We start from the raw sequence: 12,243 nt of genomic DNA, 5'->3' as shown, positions 1-12,243 counted from the left end.
GCCCCTGCCCGGTCCGCGCTGGATCCGGCGGGTGCTCCCCGACCCGGATCACCACTTCCAGGAGGACTCGTCCCATGACTTCCGCCCTGCACCAGTCACCGCCCGAGAGCGGCACCCCACCCGCCGGGCGCTCCCGGCCGGCCGTGAACCGGACGGTCTTCGCCGGCTCGGGCGTCACCATCATCCTGTTCTCCCTGTGGGCGATCCTCGCCCCCGACCAGGCCTCCGCGGTGATCAACGCCGTGGTCGGCTGGATCGCGACCAACATGGGCTGGTTCTACGTCCTCACCGCCACGGTGGTGACGGTGTTCGTCCTGGTCGTGGCGTTCTCCCGCGAGGGGACCATCAAGATGGGCCCCGACCACTCGAAGCCGCAGTACAACCTGTTCACCTGGACCGCGATGCTCTTCGCCGCCGGCATCGGCATCGACCTGCTGTTCTTCTCCGTGGCCGAGCCCGTCACCCAGTACTACGGCCCGCCCGCCGGGGACGGGGCCACCGCCGAGGCCACCCGCATGGCCGTGGTGTGGACGCTGTTCCACTACGGCGTCACCGGCTGGGCGATGTACGCGCTGATGGGCATGGCCTTCGGCTACTTCGCCTACCGGTGGAACATGCCCCTGAGCATCCGCTCGGCCCTCTACCCGCTGATCGGCAAGCGGGTGCAGGGGCGCACGGGGGACGTCGTGGACATCGCGGCGCTGCTGGGCACGATCTTCGGCGTGGCCACCTCGCTGGGCATCGGCGTGGTGCAGCTCAACTACGGCCTCTACCTGCTCTTCGGGATCGAGGAGGGGACCGCGGCGCAGATCGGGCTGATCGTCGTGGCCGTGGTAATGGCCACCGCCTCGTGCGTCTCGGGCGTGGACAAGGGCATCCGCCGGCTCTCCGAGCTCAACGTGCTCATGGCCGTGGCGCTGATCGTCTGGGTGCTCGTGGCCGGCCGGACCTCGTTCCTGCTCGACGCCACGGTGCAGAACCTCGGCGACTACGTCTCCTCGCTGCCCGGGATGACCATGGAGACGTTCGCCTACACCGGTGCGGCGGAGTGGATGGCGGGGTGGACCCTCTTCTTCTGGGCCTGGTGGATCGCCTGGGCGCCGTTCGTCGGGCTCTTCCTGGCGCGGATCTCTCGGGGCCGCACCCTGCGCGAGTTCGTGATCGCGACCCTGACCGTGCCGTTCCTGTTCATCCTCATCCTGGTCTCGGTCTTCGGCAACAGCGCCCTGGCGATCGTCACGGGCGGCGACGACGCCTTCGGCCAGGCCGCCATGAACACCCCCGAGCGGGCGTTCTACTCGCTGCTCGAGCAGTACCCGGGCGCGCCGGTGCTCATCGCGCTCGCCTCGCTGGCCGGACTGCTGTTCTACGTCACGAGCGCCGACTCGGGCGCGCTCGTGATGTCGACGTTCACCTCGACGATCCAGGACCCGACCCAGGACGGGCCCAAGTGGCTGCGCATCTTCTGGGCCGCCGCCACCGGGCTGCTGACCCTGGCGATGCTGCTGGTGGGCGGGGTGCCGACCCTGCAGGCCGCCACGCTGATCATCGGCCTGCCCTTCTCGATTGTGATGTACCTGGTCATGATCGGGTTCTGGAAGGCCCTGCGCGCCGAGCGCTCCCAGCGCGAGGGGCGCAGCTCCACCCGCCGCTCCGCGGCCGCGTCCCGCATCCCCGGCCCGGACAGCCACTGGCGCCGGCGGCTCTCCCGGACCGGCTCGTTCCCGGGCCCGAAGGCCGTGCGCCGCTACGAGGACGAGGCGCTCGTCCCCGCCCTCGCGGAGGTCGTCGAGGAGTTCCGGGCCCAGGGCCTCGACGCCGAGCTCACCAGCTCGGTGGTCGGCTACCAGGACCTGTCCGAGCACACGCTGACCGTGCGGATGGGCGAGGACCGGGACTTCTGCTACCAGATCTATCCGGTGGCCACGCCCGTGCCGGCCTTCGGCGGGTTCCGCACCAACCCGGACTCCGACCTGTACTACCGCCTGGAGGTCTTCAACGAGACCGGCTCCCAGGGCACGGACGTCATGGACTGGAGCCACGAGCAGGTCATCAACGACGTCCTCGACAGCTGGGAGGCGCACCTGGCCTTCCTGAGCATCCACGACGGGCCGTCCGTCATCCAGGACGGCGAGCAGGGCCACCCCGACTGGTCCACCGACATCCACGACGTGCCGACGGGGCAGATCCCCGCGGCGAAGGAGGCACACCCGTGAGCAGCACCTTGTTCATCGACGGCCAGTGGCAGGCCGCCGCCGAGGGCGGCACCCGCACCATCGTCTGCCCCGCCGACGGCGCCGAGGTCGGCACCGTCGCCGAGGCGACCGCGCAGGACACCGAGCGCGCGATCGCCGCGGCCCGCCGCGCCTTCGACGACGGCCGCTGGTCGTCCGTGCCGGCCCCGGAGCGCGGAGACCTGCTGCTGCGGGTCGCCGCCCGGCTGCGCGAGCGCAAGGACGAGTTCGCCCGCGCCGAGTCCCTCGACACCGGCAAGCGGCTGGTCGAGTCCGAGATCGACATGGACGACATCGCCGCGTGCTTCACGTACTTCGGCAAGGCCGCCGCGGAGCAGGCCGGGCGCGTCGTCGACGCCGGGGACCCCACCGTGGTCTCGAAGGTCGTCACCGAGCCCGTGGGCGTGTGCGGGATGATCACGCCCTGGAACTACCCGCTGCTCCAGGCCGCGTGGAAGATCGCCCCGGCGATCGCCGCCGGGTGCACCTTCGTGCTCAAGCCCGCCGAGCTCACCCCGCACACCGCGATCCTGATGATGCAGGTCCTCCAGGAGGCCGGCCTGCCCGACGGCGTGGCCAACCTCGTGCTGGGCGCCGGCGCCGAGGCGGGCGCGCCGCTGTCCTCCTCCCCCGACGTGGACCTCGTCTCCTTCACCGGCGGCGTGCTGACCGGCCGGCGGATCGCGGCCGCCGCCGCGCCCACCGTGAAGAAGGTCGCCCTGGAGCTCGGCGGCAAGAACCCCAACGTGGTCTTCGCGGACGCCGACTTCGACGCCGCCGTGGACAACGCCCTCAACGCCGCGTTCGTGCACTCCGGGCAGGTCTGCTCGGCCGGGGCGCGCCTGGTGGTCGAGGAGTCGATCGCCGAGCGCTTCGTCGACGAGCTCGTCCGCCGGGCCGAGCGGATCCGACTCGGCGGCCCCTTCGACGAGCAGGCCGAGACCGGGCCCCTCATCTCGGCGGCCCAGCGCGAGAAGGTGCACGCGTACGTGGAGCGCGCCCGCGAGCAGGGGGCGCGCGTCCGCACCGGCGGCGAGCACTCCACCGGGACGTCCGCCGACGGGTCGCTGGACCTCGGACGGGGCTTCTTCTACCCGCCCACCGTGATCGACCGCTGCACCCGCGAGATGGACTGCGTGCACGACGAGGCCTTCGGCCCCACCGTCACGGTCGAGACCTTCCGCACCGAGGACGAGGCCGTCGAGATCGGCAACGACACGATCTACGGCCTCGCCGGGGCCGTGTGGACCGCGGACGCCGGCCGCGCCCATCGCGTGGCGAGCCGGCTGCGCCACGGCACGATCTGGATCAACGACTTCCACCCCTACCTGCCGCAGGCGGAGTGGGGCGGGATGAAGCAGTCGGGCGTCGGGCGCGAGCTCGGCCCCACCGGCCTGGGCGAGTACCAGGAGCTCAAGCACGTCTACCAGAACACGGCCCCCGCCGTGACCGGCTGGTTCGCCGCACCCTGACCCGCGCCCGCCCGGCGTCGTCGTCGCCCGCACGACGACGACGCCGGCGCGCCCTAGAACTGCCACGCCCCGAAAACTTCCCGAGACCTTCCCGAGGAGAGACATGACCACGCCCAGCACCACCCCAGCGCCCGAGACCCCGCAGGAGTTCGACTACCTGGTGGTCGGCGGCGGCTCCGCCGGCGCCGTCGTCGCCGCCCGGCTGTCCGAGGACCCGTCCGTGAGCGTCGGGCTGATCGAGGCCGGACCGCACGACCGGGGCATCGACGAGGTGCTGACCCTCAGCCGGTGGATGGAGCTGCTGGAGTCCGGCTACGACTGGGACTACCCCGTCGAGGAGCAGGAGAACGGCAACTCGCACATGCGCATGGCCCGCGCCAAGGTGCTGGGCGGCTGCTCGTCGCACAACTCGTGCATCGCGTTCTGGGCCCCGGCCGAGGACCTGGACGAGTGGGAGGAGGTCCACGGCGCCGAGGGCTGGAACGCCGAGACCGCCTTCCGGCTCTACCAGAAGCTCGAGACCAACGACGACGAGGGCGCCCACCACGGCCACGACGGGCCCGTGCACCTGATGCAGATCCCGGACGACGACCCGTGCGGCGTCGCCCTGCTCGAGGCCTGCGAGCAGGCGGGGATCCCGCGCACCACCTTCAACACCGGCAAGACCGTGGTCAACGGCGCGAACTTCTTCCAGGTCAACCGCCGCGCCGACGGCACCCGGGCGTCCTCGTCCGTGTCCTACCTGCACCCGGCCGCCGACCGGGACAACCTCACGGTCCTGCACTCGACCCAGGCCAAGCGCGTGGTCGTCGAGGACGGCCGGGCGACCGGCGTCGAGGTGGTCGACAACGCCTTCGGCACGTCCCGGACCGTGCGCGCCCGCCGCGAGGTGGTCGTCTCCGCCGGCGCCATCGACACCCCCAAGCTGCTGATGCTCTCCGGGATCGGACCCGCCGAGCACCTGCGCGAGGTCGGCGTGGACGTGCTCGTGGACGCCCCCGGCGTCGGCGAGCACCTGCAGGACCACCCCGAGGGCGTGCTCCAGTGGGAGGCCCGCCGGCCCATGGTCACCGAGTCCACCCAGTGGTGGGAGGCCGGGATCTTCACCCAGGTGGACCCGGACACCGACCGGCCGGACCTGATGATGCACTACGGCTCGGTCAACTTCGACCTGCACACCTACCGGCAGGGCTACCCCACCTCGGACAACGCCTTCTGCCTCACCCCGAACGTCACCCACGCGCGCTCCCGCGGCACGGTGCGGCTGCGCTCGAGGGACTTCCGGGACAAGCCCCGGGTCGACCCCCGCTACTTCACCGACCCCGAGGGCTACGACCTGCGCATCATGACCGCCGGGATCCGCAGGGCCCGGGAGATCGTCGCCCAGTCGGCGCTGGCCGAGTGGGCCGGGGCGGAGCTGTTCCCGGGCCCGGACGTGCAGACCGACGAGGAGATCGCCGACTACGTCCGGCGCACCCACAACACGGTGTACCACCCGGCCGGGTCCTGCCGGATGGGACCGGCCGACGACGCGATGTCCCCGCTGGACCCGCAGCTGCGGGTCAAGGGGGTGGCGGGCCTGCGCGTGGCCGACGCCTCGGTGATGCCGGAGCTGACCACGGTGAACCCCAACATCACCGTCTACATGATCGGGGAGCGCGCGGCGGAGCTGATCGCCGCGGACGCCTGAGCGCCTCCTGCGCAGCACCCCCGCCGCCGGGCCGGGCGCGGACGGGCCCCGGGTCGCACACCGACCCGGGGCCCGTCCGTCCCGGCCGCCCGCTCAGCTCATGAGCTTGTCCACCAGGGCCTGGGCGAACTCGGGCGTGACGTCCCCGTAGTTGAGCGAGAAGTCCTCGTCCACCTTGGCGGGCAGCAGCCCGGAGCACAGGACGGCGGCGCGGGCGTAGAGGCCGGCCAGCTCGGCGCCGATGGGCACGGAGAGCAGCTCCAGCTCGGGGTCGTAGGAGACGATCGGCACCCCCGCCTGCCGGGCCGCGAAGTGCTTGCCGATGCCCGAGGCCACGAACCGGGCGTGGCCGGACTCGACGTCGGCCGGGGTGCGGAACGCGTACCGGGTCCGGTGGTGGTGGTTGATCCGGTACAGCCCCGGGCGGTTCCGGTCCTCGGTGAGCTCCCACGTGGCGTCCTCGGGGACGAAGCGCTCGGCCACCCCGTTGTACTGCATCTCCGCGCGCCGCAGCTGCTCCTCGACCTCGGACAGCGGGGGCAGGGTCTCCAGCATCGCGGGCCCGGCGTCGAAGACGACGTCGCACAGCCCCACCGGCAGCGCCTCCTGCAGCGTCCCGAGGTCCACGTCCTGCAGCAGGGTGGTCCCGTGGTCCTCCGGGGAGAGCACCACCACGGACGCCTCCTGGGCCGCGGCCGCCTCCGCGACCACGGCCTCCTTCTCCGGGGTCCAGCCGCCCGTGAGCAGCACGGAGCCGTCCACGAGCTGGGTGAGCGAGGGCCCGCAGACCTGCCAGCGCCGCACGGTCCAGTGCTCGTCGCGGACCACCTCGAGGAAGCCGAGGGCCTGCAGGTGGCCCACGAACCACTCCTCGAACCGCTCGGAGTCCTCGAGCTGGCGGGCCACGATGGACAGGCTCGAGCGCTTCCCACCGCCCAGGAACGTGAGGGCGTCCCGGAACGGCGCCCACGACGTCGGGTACTCCCCCTCGTCCGGGCCGATGAAGCGCAGCGCCTCCACGGAGCCGGTGGAGGTGAGCGCGGAGGGCTTCGTGAGCCGGCCCGGATAGCGCTTCTGCAGCCCGCACTGGGCGCACTGCCCGAAGATCCACGGCGCCTTCGCCTTGGGCTCCATGGCCGGCAGCACGATGCGGTGCCGGCCGGTGGCCAGGCAGGAGCGCCCCTCCGGCTCGGGCAGCGCGTTGGTGCGCTCGAGCAGCAGCTGCCCCTCCGAGGAGTGCCAGCCCGGGGCGCCGGGGACCTCGTGGTCCCCGGCCGCCTCCCGTGCGGGCAGGTTGTCGAACGCGCCCTGCACGTACCGCTCGGGCAGCTCCGCCACGATGCCCGCGGTGACGGGCCACAGAGGCTCCTCCTCGACGTGCACCATCTCGCCCTCGTAGCCGAGGGAGCGCTGGGTCAGGTGGAAGGACGAGTCCCGGAGCTTGAACTCGCGGCGCTGCCGGACCGTGCGCCCCGCCTTGAGGACGAGGGTGTAGTCGTTGGGCTTGAGGGTCCGGTCCGCCCGCGCCATCGGCGTGCCGTGCAGCGAGATCTGGAACGGGGGCACGCGCCCCTCCACGAGCTTGGCCTTCTCCAGCTTGAAGGAGTGCGGGTTGCGCCACTCGCACTCCACGGTGAGGGGCGCGTCCGTGTCCGAGGTGATGGTCACCTGCGGCGGGCGCAGCGCGGACCAGCGCACCACGTCGCCGGGGATCCGCAGCCCGCCGGAGAGGGTCACGGCGGGCACGAGACGGGGCACCAGGCCGGAGAAGTTGTCGTTCGCGGTCAGCTCCGGGTTGCCCGCGCGCAGCACCTGCACGTCGTCGAACATCACCCACCCCTCGGCGAGGCCGTGGCTGCCGGCCTCCACGAAGCGGTAGTCCGGGGAGGCGGAGTCGTCGAGGATCCGCTTGATCTGGGCGATCCACTCCGGCTCGTCCCGGACCATGATCCGGCACGGCCAGGCCGCGGGGATGTGGTCCACGGAGATGAAGGTGTCCGAGAACCCGTCCTTCGCGAAGATGACGACGGGGCGCGGGTGGCGCTCGAAGCGCACGTCCCCGGCGCTGAGCTGCAGGGTCCCGCCGAGCAGCGTCCCCGGGTCCATCCGCGCGGTGTAGGCGGAGACCCCCAGGAAGGCGTCCCCGATGAAGGACAGGAACACGGTGCGGGGCCCCGCCGTGGTCTCGAGCTCCACCTCCCGGCCGGAGAGGAAGCGCTTGGGCACCACGAAGCCGAGCTCGAACACGGGATTGCCCACGTAGTCGGTGCTGTCCGTGAGGGACAGCGAGCAGGACTTCACGGCGCTGCGGCCGGGCCCCCGGCCGTTCGCGCGGACCTCGGCGCGGGCCTGCTCGCGGGACTGCTCCCAGACCGCGAGCTCCGCCAGCGCGATCTCGAGACCGGGCTCGCGGGTGAGGGGGTTCGCCCAGACCTGCTTCATGGCCTTGGACGCCTTCGTCTCGGCCATGTCGAGCCAGAAGTCGAGGTAGACCCCGAGCTCGGCGGCGGAGAGCCCCTGCGCGGTGGTCATCCCCAGGTCCTCGAACATGCGGTGCAGCTGGCGCCGCTCGGCCTCGCCGAACATCGTCTGGGACAGCGCGAGCCCGACCGGCCGCTGGTTCACCGCGTACGCCGTGGGCAGCCCGATCTCGCCGTTGCGCAGCTCGAGCCAGTAGCGCAGCGCGTCCCAGTACGCCTCGGTGTCCTTCTTGAAGGAGGACTCGAGGGCCTTCGCGTTCTCCGGCCCGGCCTGCAGGAGCACGGTCAGGGGCAGGAAGAACGTGGAGACGGACTTGTTGCCCGTCCGCGCGGCCAGGGTCGACATGTGCCGCCCGGCGAGCGCGAACAGGGCGAGCAGGGCGACGACGGGCGGCGGCGGGATCTCCGCGATGGAGTCCAGGCTGCGGCGGGTGGCGCGGTACCACTGGCCGTTGAGCCGGTTGAACACGTCGAACACCGAGCGCCGCCCGTCCTCGGTCACCAGCAGGGGCGTCACCGAGTCGGCGAGCGCCCGCAGGGTCGAGGGCCCGTCGAGGCCGCGCTCCTCGCCGATCGCGGCGAGCGTCTTGTCGTCGAGGTCGAGGTAGATCAGCTCTCCCGCCCGTTCCGGGCCGAAGAACGCCGCGCAGACCGCGTCGTTCCAGCGGAGGTAGGCGAGCTCCTCGGCACTGTCGGCAATGGCATGGTCTCCGAGGCGGAGCCCAGCAGTGTCGGGCACGAGTCCTCCGTCCGCGGCCGCACGTGGGGCCGCTGTCGTCGTTCGAGGGGTCGCCTCGATTATAGAGAGCCCGCGGGGCCGCTCCGCACGCGCGGCGCCCGGCGCCCCGGCCCGATACGGTGGGACGATGCACTCCCCTCCCGGTCCCCTCGTGGACTCCCGGCGGCTCGTCGCCGCCTCCGGGCCCGCCGTCTTCCGCCGCGGCCAGGAGTACTTCCGCACCGGACGCGTGCGCGCCGTGCGCTGGTCCCCGGGCGCCGAGGGGTCCGGCAGCCTCTCCGCCGAGGTCGAGGGCTCCGGGTCGGTGTACTCGGTCTCCGTGCGGGTCGGGGCCGGCGGCGCACCGGGACCGGCCTGGTGCAGCTGCCCGGCCGGTGGGTTCTGCAAGCACGCCGTGGCCACCGTGCTGCGCCACAACTTCGAGACCGCGGTCCGGGCCCACCAGCAGGGCGGGACCGCGGCGCCGTCGTCCCCGGCCGGCGCAGCGGCCCCCGAGGGTGCCGCCCCCCGGGTGGGCACCGCGCCCGCGCGACGCGGCGGGGCACCCGACTGGAAGGACGCCCTGACCGAGATCCTGGGCGGGCCGGACCCCGCGGAACCGCCCGCGGAGGAGCTCGAGGGAGTGGCCCTGGAGTTCGACCTGCGCCGGGAGCCGTACCGCTACGTGCACGGCACGGGCCGGGCGGGCTCGCCGTGGCACCTCTACGTCCGCCCGGTGCGCCGGGGCCGGCGGGGCGGGTGGATCAAGGGCGGGCTGGACTGGGAGAGCGTCACCGCCGACGCCGGCCGGTGGTCGCTGAGCCCCGCGCAGGTCGACTGGTTCGACGAGCTCCGGGCGCTGAGCGCCACCCGCTCCCCCTACGCGGTGCACGACCGGCACTGGATCCGGCTCGACTCCTACGCCTCCCCCCTCCTGTGGGGCATCCTCGGCCGGGCGGAGACCGCCGGGATCACCCTGGTCGGCCGGGAGCACGGGCTGCCCGTGACGGTCGAGGAGCCGGGACGCTTCCACGTGGACGTGCTGCGCGGGCCCGGGAAGGACCTCGAGCTGCTGCCCACGGTGGACAGCGGCGGCCGCCGGATCGCCCTGGGCACCGCCCGGATCATCGGGGACCCCGGGCACGGGCTGTTCGCCCCGGACGGGGACCCGCAGGACGTCGCCGACACCGAGGACCTCAACGTCTTCCCGCTGCGCCTCGTGCCCCTGGCCACCCGGCTCACCCGCGAGCAGCGGCGGTTCCTGGACACGGCGGGCGGTCTGCGGATCCCCGAGGACGAGGTCGAGGAGTTCTTCGACCGCTACTTCCCGCGCCTGCACCGCAGCATGGACGTGGACACCGGGGACGGGTCCATCGAGCTGCCGCAGGTCGCGGACCCCGAGCTGGTGCTCACCCTGGAGCACCAGGAGCTCACGATCCGCGCCCGCTGGGAGTGGGAGTACCAGAAGGGCCGCGACCGGATCCTGCTGCCCTTCCGCCCCGAGGACCCGCTCGCCGACGAGCCCGTGCACCGCGAGTCGTCCTGGGAGACGGCGGTCACCGCCGCCGTCCGGCACCGGGCGCCGGGGGTGGACTTCCGCCGCTCGAGCTACGTGGCGCAGGACGCGCTGGTGCTCGTGCGGGAGTGGCTGCCCGCCCTCGAGAAGGTCCCGGACCTGCGGATCGAGCACACCGGCGGGCGCATGGCCTACCAGCAGATCGCCGACCCGCCCACCATCACCGTCAGCACCGCCGCCACCGAGCGCCGCGACTGGTTCGACCTCGGGGTCACGGTCAAGGTGGGCGAGTTCTACATCTCCTTCGCCGACGTCTTCCGCGCCCTCGACCTCGGCCAGGATGTGATGCTGGCCCCGGACGGGTCCTGGTTCTCCCTGGACCGCCCCGAGTTCGACCGGCTGCGCGAGCTGATCGCCGAGGCCCGCTCGCTGCAGGAGACCCCCGAGGGACCGCTGCGCATCCACCGCCACCAGGCCGGGCTGTGGCAGGACTTCGAGGACGTCGCGACGGACACCGACCAGGCCGAGGCCTGGCGGGAGGGGGTGCGCTCCCTGCTCGAGCTCGAGACCCTCGAGGCGCCCCCCGTGCCCGCGACCCTGCACGCCGAGCTGCGGCCGTACCAGCGCGACGGCTACTCGTGGCTGAGCGTGCTGTGGGACCACGGCCTGGGCGGGATCCTCGCCGACGACATGGGTCTGGGCAAGACCGTGCAGGCCATCGCCCTGATCTGCCGCGCCGTCGAGCACGACCCGGACCTCCCCCCGTTCCTGGTGGTCGCCCCGACCTCCGTGGTGCCCAACTGGACGGCGGAGATCCGCCGCTTCGCCCCGTCCCTGCCGGTCGTGGGCGTGACCGACACCCAGGCCAAGGCCGGCACCGATCTCGTGGACGCCGCCGCCGGCGCCCGCGTGGTGGTGACCTCCTACACCCTGCTGCGCCTGGACGAGGCCGCCTACCGGGGGATGCCCTGGGCGGGGGTGCTCCTCGACGAGGCGCAGTTCGTGAAGAACCCCCGGACCAAGGCGCACCGGGCCGCGAAGGACCTGGACGCCCCGTTCAAGCTGGCGATCACGGGAACCCCCCTCGAGAACAGCCTCGTGGAGCTGTGGGCGCTGCTGTCCCTGACGGCGCCCGGCCTGTTCCCGTCCCGGCGGAAGTTCACCGAGACCTACCAGCGCCCCATCGAGCGCGGGGAGGATGCCGCCGCCCTCGCCCGGCTGCGCCGCCGCGTCAAGCCCCTCATGCTCCGCCGCACCAAGGAGTCCGTGGACCTGGAGCTGCCCCCCAAGCTCGAGCAGACCATCGAGGTGGAGCTCTCCCCCGCGCACCGCCGCATCTACGACACGCGCCTGCAGCGCGAGCGGCAGAAGGTCCTGGGCCTGCTGCGCGACCTCGACCGCAACAGGTTCACGATCTTCCAGTCCCTGACCACCCTGCGCCTGCTCAGTCTCGACGCGTCCCTCGTGGACCCCACGGCGGACGTCTCCTCGAGCAAGCTCGACCTGCTCTTCGAGCACCTGCCCGAGATCGTGGCGGAGGGCCACCGGCCCCTGGTGTTCAGCCAGTTCACGAGCTTCCTCAAGAAGGCGGCGGCCCGCCTGGACGAGCTGCGGATCCCCTACGCCTACCTCGACGGCTCCACGACGGACCGGGCCCGGGTGCTCGAGCGGTTCACGTCCGGGCAGGTCCCCGTGTTCCTGGTGAGCCTCAAGGCCGGCGGCTTCGGGCTCAACCTCACCCAGGCGGACTACTGCTTCCTCCTGGACCCGTGGTGGAACCCCGCCACCGAGGAGCAGGCCGTGGACCGGACCCACCGGATCGGTCAGCAGAAGAAGGTCATGGTCTACCGGCTCGTGGCCCGGGACACGATCGAGGAGAAGGTCATGGAGCTCAAGGAGCGCAAGGCCAGGCTGTTCACCGCCGTGCTGGACGACGACAGGATGTTCTCCAGCGCGCTCACCGCCGAGGACATCCGGGGCCTGCTCACGCCGTGACCTGCGGGTTCGTCCACCGGCCGTTGCTGGACGCGTCATCAGGGGGTCACATTCCCCCGCACGCGCGGCGACCGGGGAGCAGGCACTAGCATCGGAAGTGCGTGGTGTCGTGCGGCGGCGTGGTGTCGTACGGCGGCG

General features: G+C 72.5%; 5 protein-coding genes. 4 read left to right on the top strand and 1 reads right to left on the bottom strand.

Features of this window, described 5'->3' with window-relative positions; translation table 11 throughout:
• The first annotated feature begins 74 nt into the window (after nucleotides 1–74).
• From betT to AC6CH6_RS06010, 3 genes are all read left to right on the top strand, one after another.
• The gene (betT, locus tag AC6CH6_RS06020; protein ID WP_133410635.1) at nucleotides 75–2,216 is read left to right on the top strand and encodes a choline BCCT transporter BetT; all 2,142 of its coding nucleotides are present in this window, start codon (nucleotides 75–77) and stop codon (nucleotides 2,214–2,216) included.
• Complete coding sequence (locus tag AC6CH6_RS06015; RefSeq protein WP_498254427.1) at nucleotides 2,213–3,706, top strand: aldehyde dehydrogenase family protein; 1,494 nt, start codon at nucleotides 2,213–2,215, stop codon at nucleotides 3,704–3,706. Before betT ends, AC6CH6_RS06015 begins: the two co-directional genes overlap by 4 nt.
• Nucleotides 3,707–3,809: 103 nt before the next feature.
• On the top strand, nucleotides 3,810–5,396 hold the full coding sequence (locus tag AC6CH6_RS06010; protein ID WP_368796539.1) for a GMC family oxidoreductase: 1,587 nt from the start codon (nucleotides 3,810–3,812) through the stop codon (nucleotides 5,394–5,396).
• Nucleotides 5,397–5,489: 93 nt separating this feature from the next.
• Here the strand turns inward: AC6CH6_RS06010 and AC6CH6_RS06005 are convergent, their stop codons facing one another.
• Entirely contained in the window at nucleotides 5,490–8,615 is a 3,126-nt protein-coding gene (locus AC6CH6_RS06005; RefSeq protein WP_035926970.1) for a hypothetical protein, read from the bottom strand.
• Nucleotides 8,616–8,742: 127 nt separating this feature from the next.
• Here AC6CH6_RS06005 and AC6CH6_RS06000 point away from each other — a divergent pair, with 127 nt between their 5' ends.
• Entirely contained in the window at nucleotides 8,743–12,105 is a 3,363-nt protein-coding gene (locus AC6CH6_RS06000) for a DEAD/DEAH box helicase (RefSeq protein WP_498254426.1), read from the top strand.
• Nucleotides 12,106–12,243: the final 138 nt, after the last annotated feature.

It is taken from the genome of Kocuria sp. GQ42 (assembly GCF_059758435.1).
The sequence above is the reverse complement of the archived record's forward strand: the minus strand, read 5'-3'. Positions and strand labels throughout refer to the sequence as shown.